Origin of the sequence: uncultured Alistipes sp., assembly GCF_963931675.1 — a bacterium.
GTDB lineage: Bacteria > Bacteroidota > Bacteroidia > Bacteroidales > Rikenellaceae > Alistipes.
Genome location: NZ_OZ007039.1, coordinates 2,938,449 through 2,958,388, shown reverse-complemented (window position 1 = coordinate 2,958,388; position 19,940 = coordinate 2,938,449). Strand labels below are relative to the sequence as shown.

Sequence of the window (19,940 nt, the reverse complement as noted above, 5' to 3'; positions counted from 1 at the left end):
CGGGCGGCTTTTTTTGTTCGGATGTGCGAAAAAACAGGACGATCAGGCGGCATAAACCATATTTTATGCGTAAATTTATGCGATCCAAATAGCAAAGAACGATGAAAACACGAAATCTGACCTGGTTATGCGCCGGGCTGCTGACCTTGAGCGGTTGTGCCCCGCAGGGCGGTTCGCGGACAACGGAGACGACGCCGACCGCGGAGAATGCCGTGATTGAGACGATCCTGGCGCGGCGGAGCATCCGCAAGTACACGGCACAACCCGTCGAACGCGAAAAACTCGAACTGATCGTGAAGTGCGGCATCAATGCCCCGAGCGGTATGAACAAGCAGCCGTGGGAGGTGCGCGTAGTGGACGACGCGGCCTACATCGACGGCTTGACGGCGCTCTACACGAAGGCCAATCCAAAGGCCGCCGAAGACCCGAATTTCAAAAACATGTTCCGCAACGCCCCGGCGGTGATCTTCATCGCGTCACCTTCGGACGGCAGCGGACAGCTGGATTGTGGACTGCTGGGTGAAAACATGGTTCTGGCGGCGCAGTCGCTGGGACTGGGGACCTGCTGCCTGGGCGGCCCGACGCGCTTCATGACGGATGCGGCCGAAGCGGCGCCCTATCTCGAAAAGTTGGGACTCTCCGAGGGCTACAAACTGCTTTACGCCATCGGTGTGGGCTATCCGGACGAGGCTCCGGATGCCAAGCCGCGTGACGAATCGAAGGTCCGCTTCGTCGAGTAATGCCCGCTTCGAGGCGACATACCCGACCGAAACGGCCGGGCCCTTCGCCGGACCCCGAACTCTTCCCGACGGAAGCGGCTCCGGAGCGTTTTCACGCTCCGGAGTCTGCTTCGAAGGCGGAGGGCGTCGCCTCCGCCTCGCAGCAGACCGGAACTCCGGCTGCCGCCCCGGCGGCTGGGGATCTGGATGCGTTGTTTGCGCGACTTGCCCGTTCGGAGTTCCGGAGCCGCTTCCGGCTGCGGAGGGCGGAGCGGGCGTATGTGACGGAGAAGGGCCTTGCGACGATCCGGCGCCATGCTGCGGATTTCGTGCATACGCGCCTGGCCGCGGCCTTTCCGCTGAACGACGGACGCCAGACCCCGATGCGGGGCCATCCGGTCTTCGTGGCGCAGCACGCCACGGGGTGCTGCTGCCGGGGCTGCCTGGGCAAGTGGCACGGTATTCCGGCGGGGCGCCCCCTGACAGCGGAGGAGGAGGCGTATGTCGTCGACGTCCTGATGGCGTGGATCGAACGCCAGATGGCCCGATAGTTGTGGCGGAAATTCACTCCGCCCGCCTCTGCACCCTGCCACTCTCCGGGAGTGCTCCGGCATCTCCCGGAATACGAATACACACCGCTCCGAACCTTCCGACCGAATTTTTATCCCACCTGCGCACGATGCCGCCGCGCAAGATCATACATATCGACATGGATGCCTTTTTCGCCGCGGTGGAGCAGCGCGACAACCCGGCCCTGCGGGGACGTCCGATTGCCGTGGGGCACGACGGGCCCCGGGGCGTGGTCTCCACGGCAAGCTACGAGGCACGCCCCTACGGCGTGCATTCGGCGCTCTCCTCGACCCTGGCCCGGCGTCTGTGCCCCGATCTGATCTTCGTTCCGGCGCGCTTCGAGGTCTACAAGGCGGTCTCGCAGCAGATCCGTGCGATTTTCCACGAATATACCGAGCTGGTCGAACCCCTGTCGCTGGACGAAGCCTTCCTGGATGTGAGCCATGTCCGGTCCGCGACGCTCGTGGCGCGGGAGATCAAAGCGCGGATCCTCGCCGAAACGCACCTGACGGCTTCGGCAGGGGTCTCGGTGAACAAGATGCTGGCGAAGATCGCTTCGGACTACCGCAAACCCGACGGGCTGTTCACGATCGCCCCCGACGAGATCGAAGCCTTTGTGGCGGCGCTTCCCGTCGAACGCTTCTTCGGCATCGGAGCGGTGACGGCCGAGCGGATGCACCGCCTGGGAATCCGCACGGGTGCGGACCTGCGGCAATGGGAGGAGTCGGCGCTTGTGCACCAGTTCGGGAAGGCGGGCCACGCCTACTACGGTTATGCGCGGGGGATCGACGAACGGGCCGTGACGCCGAACCGGGTCCGGAAATCGCTGGGCGCCGAGACGACCTTCGCGGAGGACCTGGACGACCGGGTCCGCTTGCAGCAGGAGCTGGACGGCGTGCGCGAAGAGGTCTGGGCACGGATCCAGCGCCACGAATTCCGCGGCAAGACGGTGGTTCTGAAACTCAAATACGACAATTTCCGGCAGATCACGCGCTCGAAGACGCTGCTTGGGGCCATCGAGAGCGATGAGCAGCTGTCGCGCATCTCGGAGGAGCTGCTTGCCGGGGTGAACCTCCACGGGCGCAAGGTGCGGCTGATCGGCCTCACGGTGGGCAATACGCCCGAAGCCTGCAACGATTGCATCCAGCTGCGCTTCGACTTCTGACGCTGCCGACAGCTCCGCAGAAGGTTCAGCCTGTTCTGCCCTGTTTGTCCGCCGCTCCTGCCGCTTATAACCTCGGCAGCACCTGCGGGGGCTGAATGGTCACGTAGGGAGTGCCGTTGTCGTCGCAGGTCGAGACGATCCGCACGGCCTTCACGGGACGGTCGGGACGGAGCGTCGCACTCCCCTTTTCCAAATCAGCCACACGCTCGAACTGCTCGCCGTCGTAGGAGACTTCGGCATAGCCGGTCGTGATGATGGTCTTGGGCAGCTGCCGGTTTCCGGTCTGGAGGAACATTTCGCGGCAGACCACGGGCTGTTCGAACGTGTAGAGGATCCAGTCCTGCTGGCGGCAGGCGCGCCGGGTGCGCGACAATCCGCGGTAGGCGGCGGCATTGGTGCAGGGGAACTGTGCGCTCTCGCCCATCGAGGTCTCGATCACCACCGCCGGGCGGATCGTCCGCCAACGCGAATCATCCGCCACATAGGGGCTCCGGGCCGTGCCATAACGGGTGTAGAACCGGTAGGTCCAGGGTTTGTCGGTCCGGACGGGAGCCGTGTAACGGTGCTCGGTGTCGGAGCCGTCCACGAGGTAGAAGATCTCGGCTCCATCGTCGGCCGTAACGGTGAACAGGCCGCTTCCGCCCGCCGCCTTCGGAGCCGCGTAGGCGACCTTCGGCGGGAAGAGCCGGAAATGAATGCCCATGGCGACCATCCGCGGGTAATGCTCCTCCTTCAACTCCCGGTAGTAGGCATCCCACCCTTCGTCGTTGCCGCTCCAGGCGATGCGTGCCAGGGCGCAGATGCGCGGGAAGGTCATGTAGTCGAGGTAGTCGGGCTTTTCTGGTTCATGCGAAACGTAGGCCTCGCTGAAGAACGTGGCCTGCAGCCCCTCCACGAAACGCATCTGTGCGGCGGAGAAACCGGCGCGTGCGAGGTCGAAGCCGTAGACCTTGCGGGCATCGAAGATGGCGGCCCAGTCGTGCCCCTCCTCGCGGGGTGTCTGGCGCATGTCGAAATAGAAGTATTCGCCGGGCATGACGACGGTGCGGTAGCCCTTGGACGTGGCATCGAGGCAGGCCTTGACGCTCTCCCAGCCGTGGACGCGGCTCTCGCGGGTGAACTGGCCCGTGCGTATGGCCTCGTTCCAGACGGCAGGGCGCTTTCCGTGACGGGCGAGGATGGCGGCCATGCGCTCCATGAAGAGGTCTTCCAACTGGTGGGGGTCGGTCATGCCGCGCTGCCACATCAGGGCCTGACAGTCCGGGCAGCGTTTCCACTGCGACATGTCGACCTCGTCGCCGCCCACATGGATGTACTCCGAGGGGAAGAGTTCACAAATCTCCCCCAAAATATCCTCCAGCAGCCGGTAGTTCTCCTCGCGGGCCACGCACCACGCCGAGCGGTAGTCGTAGCCGTTGGTCGAGAGGGTGTCGGGCGGGTAGTTGCAGCGGATTTCGGGATGGACCGAAGCGATGTTGCGGCTGTGGCCCGGGAGGTCGATTTCGGGGATGATCTCGATGTTGCGCACGGCGGCGTAACGGATCAGCTCGCGCATCTCCTCCTGCGTGAAGTAACCGCCGTACTTCTCCGACCACTTGCCGTATACGGCCCTCACGGGCGAATCGCCGCCGCGGAATCCGCCCACCTCGGCCAGTTCGGGGTGCGAACGGATCTCGATCCGCCACCCCTCGTCGTCCGACAGGTGCAGATGCAACTTGTTGATATTGTGATATGCCAGCAGGTCTATATAACGTTTTACTTCCGATGGGCCGATCCAGGTTCTCGCCACGTCGAGCATCATGCCCCGATAGGCGAAGCGCGGTGCATCTTCGATCTCGGCGCAGGCCACTTCGGTTCCCGAAGCCAACCCCTGCCGGGCGTAGACGTCGGACGGCAGAAGCCGCAGCAGCGCCTGGACACCGTTGAACACCCCACCGTAAGTGCCACCTCCGATACGGATATGTTCCGTCGTGATTTCCAGGCGGTAAGCCTCTCCGTTTTCATCCCCGGCCGGGGTGTCGAGCGTCAGCACCACGGCGCCGTTGCCGGTGCGGTCGTTGCGGACCTCGCAGCCGAGGTATTCGGCCAGGTAACGGGCCAGCGGCTGCAACGCCGCATCGGCGGCGACGGTCGTGCCGGGTCCGAATGCGAAGTGTCCCGGGCGGGGCGTGCGATGCCCGGTGGCGGGCTGAGCCGAAGCCAGAGAGAGCCCTCCGCAGAGGAGAAGGCAAAGGGTCGTGAGCGCTTGTTTCATGTCGGGAAGCGAATTTGTCGGAAACAAAGTTACGATTTTTTCGCCGAAAACACTACCTTTGCAGGAACGGGAAATACGATTTAGGATATGGAAGACAAACGTCTGGAAGCTACGGCCCGGCTGCTGGAGGTGATGAACACCCTGCGGCGCGAGTGCCCGTGGGACCGGGAGCAGACCTTCGAGTCGCTCCGCAGCAACACCATCGAGGAGACCTACGAACTGGCCGATGCCATCACCGACCATAATTTAGAGGGTATCAAGGAGGAGTTGGGCGACCTGCTCCTGCACGTGGTATTCTATTCGAAACTGGGCGAAGAGGAGGGAGCCTTCGACTTCGGCGATGTGGCCAACGCCCTGTGCGACAAACTGATCTACCGCCATCCGCACGTCTACGGCGACATCCATGCCAATACGCCCTCGGAGGTGAAGGAGAACTGGGAGGCGCTGAAGCTGCGTAAGAAGAACCGCAAGAGCGGTACGCTGGGCGGGGTTCCGCGGTCGCTGCCGGCGATGGTCAAGGCCTACCGCATGGGCGAAAAGGCCGCCGGAACGGGTTTCGACTGGAAGCGGAAGGAGGATGTCTGGGCGAAGGTCAAGGAGGAGCTGGGCGAGGTCGAAGCCGAGATGAAATCGGGCCGCAAGACCGATCTCGAAGCCGAATTCGGCGATCTGTTCTTTGCGCTGATCAATGCGGCGCGGCTCTACGGCGTGGACCCCGAATCGGCCCTGGCCCGCACGAACAACAAGTTCCTGCAACGCTTCAATTACATGGAGGAACAGGCTGCGGCTCAGGGGCATGTGCTTCACGATCTGACGCTCGACGAAATGGAGGAGCTCTGGCAACAGGCCAAGGTGAAGGAGTGATCCGCACGGCGCTCGGAGCAGCCCGATCCGTTTGCATCCGGGTCCCGGCCGCTTGGAACGTCCCCAAAAACGTCCAACAGCGTTTCTCCCAGAATCCCGAAAACGCTCGAAAACGCTCAAAGAATTCCGAAAAATCTCGAAAAATATGGCATTGATCCGTAAAGTCCGCGGTCACGAACCCGTGATCGGCGAAAACACCTTCCTGGCCGAAACGGCCGTCATTCTGGGCGACGTGACCATCGGCCGCGACTGCTCGATCTGGTACAACGCCGTGCTGCGCGGCGACGTGAACCGGATCGTCATCGGCGACCGCACGAACATTCAGGACGGGGCCGTCCTGCACACCATCTACGACAAGGCGAAACACCCCTCGCAGACGATCATCGGAAACGACGTCTCGGTGGGCCACAACGCCACGATCCATGGCGCCGTGATCGAGGACAACTGTCTGATCGGCATGGGTGCCACGGTGCTCGACAACGCCCATGTCCCCTCGGGGTGCATCATCGCGGCCAATGCGCTGGTGTTGTCGAACGCGCAGCTGGAACCCAATTCGGTCTACGCCGGGGTCCCGGCCCGCAAGGTCAAGGAGATCACCCCCGAGCAGCGCGACGAAATTGTCCGCCGCACGGCCCACGACTACATGCTCTACGCCTCGTGGTACGGGGAGGACGCGTAATTGCCGTCTCCGCTCCGGGGTGCCGACACCCGGCTGCCCCGCTCTCGGACGAGGTCCGTGGGAGTCTGTGACCACCCGCTCTCCGGCAAAGCCGGCAGGAGCCCGTGATAACCCCGTTCTCCGACGGAATCCGAAGATACCCGTGGCTGCTCCGCTCTCCGGCAAAACGCGCGGACGGCGCCGGACCGAAATACCGAAAAAAACGACCATGAAACTGCAATCGAAATACGCCGATGTGGTGCTGAACCTGCTGGTTGCCGTGGCAATCAGCCTGGTGGTGAACTTCTCCTACGTGCTGCTGATGCTTGTGGACCTGAACAACGAGAGCTCCCAGCAGCAGAATCCGCCCAAACGGGCCCGGGTGCGGCAGGATGAAGGGCGGCTCGTCGTGCATCCCGACGGCTACGGATACCTGGTCTACGAAAACGGCGACAGCGTATATGTCCCGGCACAGCGGAGGAACCGCCTGCATCTGGCCCCGGGAGACCGGATCGTGGCCGAACTGGCCCCGCCGTGGCGTCCCGGCGCCCATCCGATGATGCAGAAGGTGTTGATGCGCAACGGCCGCGAATTCGATTACAGTACGCTCTACAACCGTCCCTCGCGCAGTACGGAACTCTTCCTGCAGCTATTCTATTACCTGGTCGTGTCGTTCGTCATGCTCTCGATCCTCACCTCCGTGCGGCGCAACTACTCGATGCCGCACTACCTGCGGCGCTGTCTGTGGTGCTGCGTGGCCGCCGCGGGACTCTACTGCGTGGCGCCCGTCACCGAATGGCACTCGGGGCGCATCCTGCTCAACTGCATGAGCGGCCGGATGTTCGACTACATGCTGCTGCTGAAGTGTTCGTTTGCCGTCGTGGCGTCGATGCTCTACGGGCGGATCTACGTGCTGCTGTCGCAGCGGCAGGCCGTCAAGGTGGAGAACGAACGGCTCAAGAACGAGAACCTCACGACGCGCTACAACATGCTCGTCGGGCAGATCAACCCCCACTTCTTCTTCAATTCGCTCAATTCGCTGGCGATGCTCGTGCGGGAGCGCCAGGACGAGAAGGCCCTCACCTACATCGATCAGCTCTCCTACACGTTCCGCTACATCATCCAGAACGGGCAGGCGACGCTCATGACCCTCGAAGAGGAGTTGAAGTTCGTCGAGGCGTACAGCTACCTCTTCAAGATCCGTTATGCCGACAAGCTCTTCTTCGACATCGACGTCGAGGCGAAGTACCTGCCGTGGCGGCTTCCGGCGCTGTCGCTGCAGCCGCTGATCGGCAACGCCGTGAAGCACAACACGATCACGCGCAGCAAACCGTTCCACATTTCGATCCGCACCGACGGCGGCTGGCTGGAGGTCTCGAACCCGAAGATCCCGAAACTGGAGCCCGAACCCTCGACGGGAATCGGGCTGGAAAACCTCGGCAACCGCTGGCAGCTGATCACGGGCCGCCGGATCGAGATCCTCGATGACGGGGAGACCTTCCGGGTACGGATGCCGCTGCAGAACCCTGAAGTGAAAGCATGATGAAAGCGCTGATTATCGAAGACGAGACCGCCGCTGCACGGAATCTGGCGGCCATTCTGCGGCAGACGGCCCCGGAAGTGGAGATCGTGGCGACGCTGGAGAGCGTGGCGGAGAGCATCGAGTGGCTGCGTGCGAATCCGCATCCGGATCTGTTTTTCATGGACATACACCTGGCCGACGGCGATTCGTTCCGCATCTTCGACGCCGTGGAGATCACCGCGCCGGTGATCTTTACCACGGCCTACGACCGCTATGCGCTCGATGCCTTCAAGGTCAACAGCATCGACTACCTGCTCAAGCCGCTCAACGAGGCGGATGTCGAACGGGCGCTGGCCAAACTGCGGCGTCTGACCTCCGCGGAGCGCCGCAGCTACGGTTCGCGGGTCCGCACGCTGGCCACGGAGCACCGCAACCGTGAGGAGGTCTTCCTGGTTCACGTGCGCGACCGGATCATCCCGCTGCAGCGGGAGCGGATCGCCTACTGCTACACCTCGAACGAGCGTGTCACGGCCTGCGACTACGACGGCGTGGTCTATCCGCTGGACCGGACGCTCGAAGCGCTTCAGTCGCTTCTGCCCGAGGCGGACTTCTTCCGTGCCAACCGTCAGTTCATCGTGGCCCGGCAGGCCGTGAAGGAGATCGTCGTCTGGTTCGGGAGCCGGCTGTCGCTGCACCTGACGGTCGAGACCCCCGAGCGGATCATCATTTCGAAGGCCCGGGTGCCGGAATTCAAGGCCTGGCTGCGGTCGGTTCACCCCGGGGAGTAGTCGGTTGACCGTCGGCTTCGGGCGTTTGACCCGGTTGCCGACACCGATTCCGGAGTTTGGCCCTACCTTTGCAACAGAACTCCGGAGGGTGTCGGACGCAGATGCCGGCACGCCGGATCCGAACCGAAAAAAGTCCAATGCAAAAAGTAAAGGTTATGAAAAAGCAGATCTTTGCGGCCGTAACGGCCCTTTGCCTGATGGCCGCGACGACCCTTTCCGCTCAGGAGAGCAAACCGCAGGCTCAGCCCAAGACGCCTCCCACGGCCGAGCAGATCGCCCAGCACCGGACAGACCGCATGACCGAGCGCCTGAACCTCACCGAAGAACAGGCCAAACAGGTCTATGAGGTGAATCTGGCTCAGGTCAAGCGGATGCAGGCCATGCGCGAGGAGATGCGTGAAGCCCGCAAGGCCGAGGCCGACAAGATGAAGTCGATCCTCACGACCGAGCAGTTCATGCAGTGGTCGCAGATGCAGGGCCCGCGTCCGGGCCTGCAGGGCAAGGCTCCCCACCACATGAAGGGCAAGAAGGGCCCGAAACACGGTGACTGCCCGCAGGATTGCCCGCAGGATTGCCCGCGCAAGAAATAAGGGAGTGCTGAAATCCGCAGCCGGAAGCTGCCGGAGGGGTGTCGGTCCGGTCGACTGACACCCTTTTTTTGTCGATTCACCGGATTTCCGGTCGAACGACGGCTAAAAATAAGTAAATTTGCGGGCCTGAAAGGCCTGTGCGCGGAGCGCCGGGAGGGTCGGTCCGTATCCGGATCGCAGCCTGCGGAGTGCCGCCACGCGGCCCCGAAGACCTTCGAATGACCGAGTTACCTTGCTATTTACCAAACAGAAAAGATGAAACAGTTGCTATTGTCTACCCTGCTGTCTCTGTTTGCCGTGGCGGCGTTTGCCCAGAAGGGCAGCGTGACGGCCACGATCGTCGATGCGGAGACCGGGAACAGCGTCGTGGGAGCGGTGCTGACCGTGGCCCCGACCAGTGCTCCGGAGAATAAACAGGGATTTGCGTCGGGCTACAAGGGCGCGGCGTCGATCTCCTCGCTCGCCTACGGGGAGTATGCCCTGACGGTGTCGTTTATCGGCTACAACAACCTCGATACGACCTTCCGGCTCTCGACCCCGCGCCTGAACCTCGGGACGCTGAAACTCAAGCCCGGCGTACAGATCGAAACGGTAGTCAAGGAGGTGAAGGCCATGCGGACGTCGCAGAAGGGCGACACGGTGAGCTACAACGCCGGGGCGTTCAAGGTGACGAACGATGCCGACGTGGAGGGCCTGCTGAAGAAGATGCCGGGTATTACCGTGACGGACGGCGTGGTCGAGACCCAGGGCGAGGAGATCAAGAAGGTCTTCGTCGACGGCAAGGAGTTCTTCGGCGAGGACGTCACCACGGCGATCAAGTCGCTGCCTGCCGAGGCTGTCGACCGCGTGGAGGTCTACAACAAGCTCTCCGATGCCGCGGAGTTCTCGGGCATGGATGACGGCGAGGGGTACAAGGCCCTCAATATCGTCACCAAACCCGGAATGCGCCAGGGACAGTTCGGAAAATTCTACGCCGGATTCGGTTACGATGCCGAGACGGCCACCGAAGACAAGTTCAAATACCTGGCCGGCGGCAATGCCAACATCTTCTCGGGCGACAGCCGTGTTTCGTTCATCGGGCTGTTCAACAACGTCAACCAGCAGAACTTCTCGTTCGAGGACATCCTGGGTGTCTCGGGCGGCGGCGGAGGTCGCCGTGGCGGCGTGGGCCAGTACATGATGCGTCCGCAGAGCGGTGTGGCTACGGTCAATGCCCTCGGTGTGAACTACACCGATACGTGGGGCAAACGCGACCAGGTGTCGGTCCAGGGCAGCTACTTCTTCAACAATACCGACACGCGGAACCGTTCGACGACCGACAAGTGGTACGAATCGCCGATGGCGCCCGATACGCTGATGACGCGCGGCTATTCCGATACGAAGGGCTACAACCACCGTTTCAACGCCCGCCTGGAGTGGAAAATCTCGGAGAACCAGAACCTGATGGTCCGTCCGCGCTTCAGCTACCAGTCGAACGACCCGGTGAGCACGACCACCGGCTGGCAGTTCGGCGCCCCGGAGGCGGGCGGCAGCGGTTACAGCTATACGGACAACTACAGCGACGGACTGCGCCACGGTTACAATGCCGGAGCGAGTGCCGTCTACCGGGCCAAGCTGGGCAAGGACGGCCGCACGATCACCATCGACGGGTCGGGCAGCTACTCGGACAATACGAACAACTCGAATTCGTGGTCGAACATCCAGTCCAGTTCGGAGGATCGTCCCGATGTGATGGCGGGTGCCGAGGGTGAAATTCCCTTCACGTGGGATCCCGCGGCCTACCTGACGCGCCGCTACCTGCGCAACATGGCACCGTCGTCGTCGTACAGCGTGCGCGGAAACTTCACCTACACCGAGCCGGTGGCCAAATATGCCCAGGTGAGCCTCCAGTACCGCATGTCGTACAATTCGCAGGAGCGCGACAAGAAGTCCTACGTGACGGCCGACGACTTCTCGATCGCCGGACTGACTCCCGACCCGCAGTTGTCGAACTCCTACCGGAGCGGCTACCTGACGCAGAGCGTCGGCCCGGGCTTCCGCTATGCGAAGGACCGCAGCCGTTTCATCGCCAACGTCTATTACCAGCGCTCGACGCTCGACGGCGAGGTCGTGCGCGGTGAGGCCGAGAAGATCTCGCACTCCTACGACAACGTGACCTACTTCATGATGGGCGAACTGAACATCAACCGGGAGAATACGCTGCGGCTCTTCGTCTCTTCGTACACGGACAGCCCGACGGTGACCGAACTGCAAAGCGTCTTCGACGTCTCGGATGCGCAGAACATCACCCACGGAAATCCGAACCTGCGCCCCACCTACTCGCACCGGTTGAATTTCCACTATGTGAATTCGAACGTCGAGAAGGGGCGGACCTTCATGTGGATGTTCTCGGCGCGGACGACGCAGGACTATACGGCAACGCATCTGGTGCAGAGTACGAGCTCGAATCCGATCAACATCCAGATCGACGACAAGCTCTACACCCCGAACTACTACTCGACGACGACGAACCTCGACGGTTACTGGCAGTTGCGCACGCACCTGAGCTACGGACTTCCGATCGGGTTCCTGAAGTCGAACTTCAACGTCATGGCGGGCGTAACCTATACCACGACGCCGAGCATGTTGGGCGGCACGGTGAATGCCGACGGCAGCATCACGGGCGGTGAGCGGAACGATTCGGAGAATCTGGGCTACGACTTCCGGGCCGTATTGGGCAGCAACATTTCGGAGAATGTCGACTTCACGCTCTCGTGGAACGGCACCTACAATGAGGCCACCAACTCGCTGGGAACATCGAACGTGAAGAACCGTTATTTCAACCATACGGCGCAGGGCAATCTGAAACTGGTCTTCCCGCTGGGCTTCACACTGACGGCGAGTGCCGCCTACACGCAGTACATCGGTTTCACGAACGATTACGAGGAGGATTACCTGTTGTGCAACGCCTGGCTGGGCAAGAAGGTTTTCCGCAACCAGCGGGGCGAGATCATGGTCGGCGTGAACGACATCTTCAACCAGAATACGGCCTTTGCCCGCACGACGGGTTCGGGTTGGACGCAGAATGCCACGAACAGCGTGATCGGGCGTTATTTCATGGTTCAGTTCACCTACAACCTGCGGCGTTTCGGCAAGAAGGGTTCGCAGAATATCCGCGATTACGAAGGAATGGATATGCCGCGTCGGCGACCGGGGCCCGGAGGACCTCCTCCGATGGGGCGCTTCCATTAGCCGATCAGCCGATACGACAAGAGCCGGGTTTTCAGCCCGGCTCTTCTTGTTTCGGTTCGGAAGGCTTTCGGCCCGGCGGCCTTGCTGCCATCCTCCTTCTCCTTCTCCTATCCTCTCTCTTCCACTCTCACCCCTTCTCATCCTCCGCTCTCTCCCTCTCTCCCTCTCTCCCTCTCTCTCGCCCCCTCCGGCTTACTTGGCCGGCTGCCTGTCCGGAATTCCTCCGGAAGCTTTTGCGGCATTTATCAGCCTCAGCTCGCGACGGATTACCTGATGGGTGCCGATGCAGGCCAAACCGCCGTAAACGACCGTGAGGGTGATGAGCCACTTGATCTCGGCGAAGACCTCGGCGGTCGACGCCCCCATGGTCTGAATGCGGATGAAGCCGTTGATGCCGTGGCTGCTGGGCAGGAGCTGCCCGAGGTTGTAGAGCCAGTCGGGAATCCCTTCGCGGGGATACGACACACCGCTGAGCATCAATACGGGGATCGAGGTCCAGAGCAGGAGCAGGAGCGAATTCTCGCGGTAGCGGAAGAGCGTCGAGACGGCGATTCCCATGGCGATGCAGGCCGCCATGTAGACCGTCATGAAGAGCCCGACGGTCCAGGGATCCCCGTTCATCGGGAAGTGGAACAACCGGTAGTGTACCCCGAGGACATAGGCGCAGGTCACGGCGTAGATCAGGGCATAGACCAGCGCACGCCCCGCGACGATCGGGAGTGTGGACATGCGGCGGCGGCCCGGGGGGCAAAGTTTGTGGTAGAGCCCGAATTCGCGCCAGGTGCCGCCGACCATGCCGATGCCGATGAGCATCGTCTGCTGGATGATGACCATGATGATCGCGGGCATGACGAAGGTCCCGTACCCGAGGTAGGGATTGAAGAGGTTGTGCGACTCGTAGATGACGGGTTGCGTGGTGGCCTGTGCCCGGGAGATGTTGGCCCCTTTGGCGATCAGTCGCTGGAACTGGACCATGGCGCCCGTTTTTCCGATGGCCGTCACGATCTCCTGGAATGCCTGCCGGTACATCAGGAAGTAGCTGGCGTCGCAGTAGATGGCCACATTGGCCTGCGTTCCGCCGAGGAGGCATCGTTCGTAGTTGGCCGGGATGTAGACCACGCCGTAGATTTTGCGGGCATGGAAGAGCTCCTTGGCCTCCTCCATCGATGTCGGGGTATAGGCCGTGTAGACGTTGGGCCCGGAGTTGAAGGCGTCGATCAGGGCGCGGCTTGCGGGTGTGCGGCTTTCGTCGACGACGCCGAGCGGGACGTTGTGCAGGACCTGCGAACCGTAGGCCAGGGAGTATGCCGTGGCGTAGATCAGCAGGGCGAAGATCAGCACGAGCATGACGCCCTTGTCGGTGAAGACCGTGTGCATTTCGTTGCGGATGACGGCGCCTGTCTGCCTCCAGTAGGAGGCTATTTGTCTGGAAAAACGGTTCATATCACAATCTCCCCCAGAATTTTTCCTCCGTAGCGACACGTTTCAGGCGCGGCATACAGAGTAGCGGTAAGACAATGAACAGCGACATGTAGCAGAGGTCGGGCAGGGAGTAGACCCAGGGGGTTCCGCGGAGCATCTGGTCGACGAAGATGTCGGTGTAGAAGGTGAACGGGAAGATCTTGCTCACCCACTGCATGGGTTCCCACATGGCCATGATCGGGAAGGTGAGGCCCGAGAAGGTGAAGGCCAGCACGGAGTAGCCGCCGCCGATCGAGAGCGAGAGGCGCAGGTTGGCCAGCAGCGCGACGATCAGCACCGAGATCGACTGGTAGCTCAGGATGAAGAACAGCGTCCCGGCGAGGATGACGGCCAGGCTTCCGTTCAGGGGAGTCCCGACGACCTTGAAGTTGATGACCAGCATGACGAGCGAGATGAGGAACATCACGGCGGTGATGGGCAGGACCTTGCCGAGGAGCGCCGCCCAGATCGAATCCCCTCCGGTTTGGAGCCAGTCCCGGGCCGTTGCGTTCTTGAGTTCGGTACCGATGGCGAAGATGGTGGTCATGACGACGAAGATCATCAGCATCATGGGCATGAAACTCGGGGCGAGGTAGTAGCCGTAGTTGATGTGGGGGTTGAAGAGGACGTGCTTGTCGAAGCGCACGGGCATCAGCTGGGCCATGGCCTGGGTTTCGGTGAGTCCCTGCTTCATGAGCAGCTGCAGCTGGATGCCGGCCGAGAAGGTCGTCACGGCGGTCTGAATATCCTTCGAGAGGAGTCCGTTGACGGTGATGTTGGTGCCGGAGACGTAGTTTTCGAGATGGGTCTGCGAATTGCTCAGGATCGATTTCTCGAAGAACGGCGGGACGAGGACGATGGCCATGACCTTTCCTTCGCGCATGAGCCGTTCGCCCTCGGTCATGTCCTGGATGCCGTATGCGACCAGTGCCGTGGGGGTTTCGTCGATCATCTGGACGACCTTTCTCGACAGCGCGGTGTTGTCCTGGTCGAGCACGGCGATGGGGATGTTGCGGATGGCGCCCTGCCCGAAGAGGAGCGCGAAGAACGCGAACGACACCACGGGCAGGATGACCATCAGCACGAGATACATCGGCTGACGGGCCAGGCGGGTCGCCTCACGCCGCATGACGGCACAGGTATGGTACAGGAAACCGGGCATTTTCTACCGTTGGATTTGTTCCCAGTCTACCAGGACGCTCATGCCGGGGCGCATGTTCTCGACCTGCGAGACCGGTTTGGCCTTGATGGCGAAGGTGCGGATGTCGAAACCGCCCTGGGTGCGGGTTGCGGCCCAGGTTGCGAAGTCGGCCTGCGGGGCGATGTAGGTCACCTCGAACTCCACGTCGGCGTCGAGTGCCGGGACATAGCCGACCATGTGCATTCCCAGGGAGATCCCGGGCAGCAGGGTCTCCTTGACGTTGAAGGTCACCCACATGTCGCTCATGTCGAGGATCGCCACCACGGGATAGCCGCTTCCGACGAGCTCGCCCTGCTCGGCGATGATCGTCGAGACCTCGCCCGTGACGGGCGCGTAGACCATGGCGTCGCTGATGTAGGATTCGACCTCGCTGACGGCACCTTCGGCCTGGCGGACGCGGGCTGCGGCAGCCTCCTTCTCCTCCTTGCGTGCGCCGTCCGAAGCCATGTCGTACTGCGCCTTGGCGGCCTGGGCCGTAGCCTCCATGGCCTGGTAGTTGGCCGTCGCCTCGTCGAGTTTCTGGGCCGGGACGACCCCTTCGTTGTAGAGGTTCTGCACGCGCTCATAGGTCTTGCGGGCGAGTTCCAGCCCGGCCTGCGCCTTCTGCCACATGTTCAGCGCGGCTTCGATCTGCTGCACGCGGGCTCCGGCCACCGCGGCCTGGTCCATGGCCGACGCGGCGCTCTTCACGGCTTCGGCCTGCCGGAGCTTGGCATCCAGCTCGGGGGTCGAGATCGTGTAGAGCAGCTCGCCCTTCTCGACGCGCTGTCCCTCTTCGACCTTCATGTCGAGGATACGTCCGGGCACCTTCGATGAGGCCTTGTAGGTCGTGCATTCCACCGTGCCCTGGATCAGCATGGGGGCGCGTTTGTTGAGATACCAGCTGATCAGGACCACCGAGAGGATGATGACCGCTGCGGCGGCCACGATTCCGATTACGTTGTTTCGTTTCATATCGTATGTGCGTTTTATTTCTTATCGAACAGGATCTGCCGGGCATCGGTGCGGCGGGCATAGGCCGGGAACTCCTCGCTGATTCCCGCGGCTTCGAGCAGCCGGGCCAGGAGCAGGTCGTAGTTGTAGGCGGCCTGCAGGCGTTCGGTGCGGATCCCGGCGAGGTTCAGCTCGGCGTCGATGAGATCCGACGAGGAGCTCATGCCTTCGAGGAAGGCGGCGTTCTTCATGCGCAGATACTCCTCGGCGAAGGCCAGCGAGGCGTCGATCGAGGTCATCTGGTTGCGGTAGTTCATCATCTGGTTGTAGAGCTTCTCGACCAGGACCGCAACATCCTGCCCGGCCTTGTTCTGCAGTTCGCCCACGCGGCGGACGGTCTGTTTGGCCGCCGAGTATTTGTATTCACGATTCAGGCCATCGAAGAGTTTGATATTGACTCCGACGCCCACGGCCCAGCGGGGCACGAACCCCGCAACCTGATAATTGTAGAACGAGCCGCCGCCCATGGCCACCACCTGCGGAAGGAAAGCCGAACGCTGGGCACGCATCCCCTCCTCGGCCAGCTGGCGTTTGAGCGACACCTGCGTGAGCAGCGGGTTGCGGGCCTGCGCCAGGTCCTGGTAATAGGCCAGCTCCTCGACCTCTTCGAGCAGGAACATCGCCGTAACGGGCTGCCAGTCATTCTCCTTGCCCAGCGTATTGGAGAGGGCGCTGGAGATGGTTTCGACCTGCAGGCGGGCATTGGCCAGTTCGCGTTCGGCCTCGGCCATCTTGAACTCCACGTAGAGGAGTTCGCTCTGGGCGATCATGCCGTTCTTGGCCAGGGCCCGGGCATCTTCGAGGTGGCGCTTCACGCCGTCGACAACCTGCTGGCGCACGGCAACGACCTGCGTGGCGAGCGCCAGTCCGAAGTAACGCTCGACGAGCTCCGAGATCAGGGCGTTGCGGGTCTGGTTGCCCTGTTCGACGGCGGTTTTTTCGTTGATCTTCGCGGCACGGTTGGCGGCGTTGATCTTGCCTCCCATCCAGATCGGGAGGGTCACCTCGCCGCCCACGAACCCGAGGCTCTGGTCCTGCAGGGTGAGGAACCAGTCGGCGTTCATCATCGGGTTGAGCAGTCCCTGAATGCCTTGCAGGAGCGCCGGGTCGGTGATGATTCCGCTTCCGAGGATCTTGCCCGTGAGCTCCTTGACGGGGCCTTTCATATCGTTGAAGTCGAGTCCGATGTCCTTGGCCATGTAGGCGTATGCCCCCGTAAGGTTGATCTGCGGCATCCGCAGTCCGATGGCGGCTCGTCGTTCCTGCCGGGCGGCACGCTCCTCGTAGGCTGCGGCCTTCAGGGCGGGATTTTCCGTGAGGGTGACGGCGATCGCCTCTTCGAGCGAGATCATCTGCCCGTCCTGCTGAGCGAACGCGGCCGTAGAGATCATCACCGAAGCCGCAAGGGCGATCGTGCAGGTTTTTTTCATCATGGAGGTATGAAAATTGGTTTATTTTACATTTTACAAATCAACTTCGCGGGCAAAAGGCCGGAGTCCGGCCGGGGCGTTTTGCCTGCGACGCAACCCTGTATTCCACAAATATACGAAAATCTGCGAAGTATCTGCGGGAACCGGGGCAAGAATTGCACCTGATCGGCACTTTAGACCATTATTAAGCCTTTATGGACACAAATTGTGCCTGTTTACCTGCCCAGGTGTGCATTGGCCTCCTGCACATCGTGTGCCAATTCGGGATAGACGCGCACGTCGATCCCGGCTTCGCGCAGGGTCCGGGCGCCCTGGCAGTGGACGAACCGGTCGGGTTCGTAGCAGGCGAAGACCACGCGGGCGAATCCGCAGCGCAGGATGAGCTGCGTACAGCTTTCGGGTTCGCTGCTTCGCTGCGAGCAGGGCTCCATCGAGGAGTAGATCGTGGCGCCGTGGAGGTCGGCACCGGCCGCGAGGGCTTTGGCGACGGCCTCCTGTTCGGCGTGATGGGTCGGGGAGGTCTCGTGGGTGTACCCGCGGAACGTGCGCCCGTCGGGCAGCACGATGACGGCGCCCACGCGGTAGCACGACGCACAGGGCGTGCAGCGGAACCCTTCGCGGACGGCTTCCGCCAGCCAGCGACGATCCTCCGCCGCCGTGTCGGGCCGCAACGTGCAGGTCAGGACCTCCATGCCGCCGAGGTTTTCCCGCGTGCAGCGGGCGCCCTGCGGAGGTTCGAAAAGGAATTGCGCCCCACTCTTTTCGGGCCCGAGGTGCAGTTGGGGGTTGACGGCCCGGCGGACCGTATCGACCAGTCCGGCATCGAGGAACATCCGCAGGATTTGGGCACCGCCCTCGACGAGCAGGTGGCGGATTCCGCGCCGTTCGAGTTCGGTGACGACGAAGGCCGGTGTAATGGAACCTTCGCTTGAGATAACCGTTGCAAGATTCTCGACGGCAGGTATTTTCTTCTCGGAAAATACGTATCGGTCGGCATCCCCTTCCGTGAAGAACCGCAATGCGGGATCCAGTCGTCCGGAGCGGGTCAGCGTCACTTTCGTCAGGTCGGGGCGCAGGCCCGCGGCCGCACGCCGCGCCCGGACTTCGGGATCGCGCAGCAGCAGCGCCGGATTGTCGCGCCGCAGCGTCTCGGCCCCGACCAGGATGGCATCGCATTCGGCCCGCAGGCGGAGCACCGCCTCCCAGTCTTCGGGGGTGGAGATCATCAGCCGCCGGTCGGTGCTGTCGTCGAGGTATCCGTCGGCCGTCGTGGCAAAGGAGAGGGTTATTCGCATCGTTTCAAGGTAAAGAGGGTGACTTCGGGCCAGGCGCCCAGACGCATCGGATAGGCCACATATCCCGTGCCGTCGTTGATGTAGAGTGTGTGGCGGCCATTGTCGTAACGCCCGCTCCAGCGTTCGTAGAGCCATACGGCGGGCGACCATCCGCGGCCCCAGGGTCGGATCTTCATCTGCATCGAATGGACGTGCCCCGAGAGGGTCAGGTCGCCGTAGCCCAGCGCCGTGATCTGCTCCCAGAGTTGCGGGATGTGGACCAGTGTGATGTTGTAAAGCGAATCGGGCACCCCGGCGTAGATTGCCGGGAGCTTGTCGGCCGGGAGGTGGCGGTCGTGGCGGCGTTCACGCAGCGCGGGGTCGAACGAAATGCCCGTCAGGGAGATGCTGTCCGTGCCGCGCCGCAGGTAGGCGGTCGTGTCCTCCAGCACGCACCACCCCATTGCCTGCTGCCGCTCGATGACCTTGCGGGCCTCGACGGCCGCCGGATAGCGGACCGAATCGCGGATGTAGGTTCCCACGTCGTGGTTGCCCGTGACGGACCAGACCGGGGCCTCGATCCGCTGCAGGAGGGCCATCGTGCGGTCATCGAGTTCCGCGGAGCGGATGTTCACCAGGTCGCCCGTGAAGAAGACGGCATCGGGCTGCAGGGCATTGATCGTATCGGTCAGGCGGGTCAGTTCGCGCTGCGGGCGGACGAGCGTCCCGACATGCGCGTCGGAGAACTGCGCGATACGGAATCCGTCGAATGCCGCGGGAATGCGATCGGAGCGGATTTCGACCCGGTTTACATGGATGCGCGTGCGCCCGAAGGTGGTGCCCCAGAGCAGGTAGAGCGTGAGGAGACTGGCTGTCAGAAGCCCCGCGCGGGGGAGCTTCAGAAAGTGGAACACATAGTAGAGCATCCGCGGGAGAACCGTTACGATCCAGGCCCAGAAGAGCCACATGTAGAGGTTCATCACTCCGGGGCCGTTGTCGCGGCAGATCCAGCCGACGATGGCCGAGACCAGCGGCAGGGCGTCGGTGGCCAGGGCCCAGATGATGAAAGACCGCAGGGCCGGGGTTCCCCGGCGGCGTTGGTGGCGGAGGTGTATCCAGTCGGCGGCAAAGGCTGCCAGGGTAAAAATCAAGGTAAGTGTAAAGAGCATAGTATGTGTCGTATTATTATTTACTTAAGACCGGCCGAAGTTTACAGAGCG

General features: G+C 62.3%; 16 protein-coding genes. 9 read left to right on the top strand and 7 right to left on the bottom strand.

Features of this window, described 5'->3' with window-relative positions:
- Positions 1-101: 101 nt before the first annotated feature.
- From ABGT65_RS12675 to dinB, 3 genes are all read left to right on the top strand, one after another.
- Complete coding sequence (locus ABGT65_RS12675) at positions 102-740, top strand: nitroreductase family protein (RefSeq protein ID WP_346702660.1); 639 nt, start codon at positions 102-104, stop codon at positions 738-740.
- 182 nt (positions 741-922) lie between these two features.
- Positions 923-1,270 carry a DUF4186 domain-containing protein gene (locus ABGT65_RS12670; protein WP_346703097.1) on the top strand — a complete coding sequence of 116 codons (348 nt, stop codon included), beginning with the start codon at positions 923-925 and terminating at the stop codon, positions 1,268-1,270.
- Between the two features lie 128 nt (positions 1,271-1,398).
- On the top strand, positions 1,399-2,454 hold the full coding sequence (dinB, locus tag ABGT65_RS12665) for a DNA polymerase IV (RefSeq protein WP_346703096.1): 1,056 nt from the start codon (positions 1,399-1,401) through the stop codon (positions 2,452-2,454).
- 64 nt (positions 2,455-2,518) lie between these two features.
- On the opposite strand, the gene ABGT65_RS12660 is transcribed toward dinB, so the two are convergent.
- Positions 2,519-4,708 (bottom strand): family 20 glycosylhydrolase, encoded by a 2,190-nt coding sequence (locus tag ABGT65_RS12660; protein ID WP_346702659.1) that lies wholly within the window; start codon positions 4,706-4,708, stop codon positions 2,519-2,521.
- Positions 4,709-4,795: 87 nt separating this feature from the next.
- Between ABGT65_RS12660 and mazG the strand changes: the two genes are divergently transcribed.
- The 6 genes from mazG (at position 4,796) to ABGT65_RS12630 (ending at position 12,361) form a co-directional block, all read left to right on the top strand.
- Positions 4,796-5,572 (top strand): nucleoside triphosphate pyrophosphohydrolase, encoded by a 777-nt coding sequence (mazG, locus tag ABGT65_RS12655; protein ID WP_346702657.1) that lies wholly within the window; start codon positions 4,796-4,798, stop codon positions 5,570-5,572.
- Positions 5,573-5,717: 145 nt separating this feature from the next.
- Complete coding sequence (locus tag ABGT65_RS12650) at positions 5,718-6,251, top strand: gamma carbonic anhydrase family protein (protein WP_346702655.1); 534 nt, start codon at positions 5,718-5,720, stop codon at positions 6,249-6,251.
- Between the two features lie 208 nt (positions 6,252-6,459).
- Complete coding sequence (locus ABGT65_RS12645; protein ID WP_346702654.1) at positions 6,460-7,773, top strand: histidine kinase; 1,314 nt, start codon at positions 6,460-6,462, stop codon at positions 7,771-7,773.
- Positions 7,773-8,540 carry a LytTR family DNA-binding domain-containing protein gene (locus ABGT65_RS12640; protein ID WP_346703095.1) on the top strand — a complete coding sequence of 256 codons (768 nt, stop codon included), beginning with the start codon at positions 7,773-7,775 and terminating at the stop codon, positions 8,538-8,540. The genes ABGT65_RS12645 and ABGT65_RS12640 overlap by 1 nt, the downstream gene beginning before the upstream one ends.
- Positions 8,541-8,695: 155 nt before the next feature.
- A complete protein-coding gene (locus tag ABGT65_RS12635) occupies positions 8,696-9,130 on the top strand; it encodes a DUF4890 domain-containing protein (RefSeq protein WP_346702653.1) in 435 nt (144 codons plus the stop codon).
- A gap of 255 nt (positions 9,131-9,385) precedes the next feature.
- Positions 9,386-12,361, top strand: coding sequence for an outer membrane beta-barrel protein (locus ABGT65_RS12630; RefSeq protein WP_346702652.1), 2,976 nt, complete (start codon positions 9,386-9,388; stop codon positions 12,359-12,361).
- Between the two features lie 192 nt (positions 12,362-12,553).
- Here ABGT65_RS12630 and ABGT65_RS12625 read toward each other — a convergent pair whose 3' ends face one another.
- From ABGT65_RS12625 to ABGT65_RS12600, 6 genes are all read right to left on the bottom strand, one after another.
- Positions 12,554-13,804 (bottom strand): ABC transporter permease, encoded by a 1,251-nt coding sequence (locus tag ABGT65_RS12625; RefSeq protein ID WP_346702650.1) that lies wholly within the window; start codon positions 13,802-13,804, stop codon positions 12,554-12,556.
- 1 nt (position 13,805) lies between these two features.
- On the bottom strand, positions 13,806-14,984 hold the full coding sequence (locus tag ABGT65_RS12620; RefSeq protein WP_346702648.1) for an ABC transporter permease: 1,179 nt from the start codon (positions 14,982-14,984) through the stop codon (positions 13,806-13,808).
- A gap of 3 nt (positions 14,985-14,987) precedes the next feature.
- On the bottom strand, positions 14,988-15,977 hold the full coding sequence (locus tag ABGT65_RS12615) for an efflux RND transporter periplasmic adaptor subunit (protein WP_346702647.1): 990 nt from the start codon (positions 15,975-15,977) through the stop codon (positions 14,988-14,990).
- Positions 15,978-15,991: 14 nt separating this feature from the next.
- Entirely contained in the window at positions 15,992-17,446 is a 1,455-nt protein-coding gene (locus ABGT65_RS12610) for a TolC family protein (protein ID WP_346703094.1), read from the bottom strand.
- A 215-nt stretch (positions 17,447-17,661) separates the two neighbouring features.
- Positions 17,662-18,741: a dihydrofolate reductase family protein gene (locus ABGT65_RS12605; RefSeq protein WP_346702645.1), complete on the bottom strand. Its 1,080-nt coding sequence runs from the start codon at positions 18,739-18,741 to the stop codon at positions 17,662-17,664.
- The gene (locus ABGT65_RS12600; protein WP_346702644.1) at positions 18,732-19,889 is read right to left on the bottom strand and encodes a metallophosphoesterase; all 1,158 of its coding nucleotides are present in this window, start codon (positions 19,887-19,889) and stop codon (positions 18,732-18,734) included. The genes ABGT65_RS12605 and ABGT65_RS12600 overlap by 10 nt, the downstream gene beginning before the upstream one ends.
- Between the last annotated feature and the right edge of the window lie 51 nt (positions 19,890-19,940).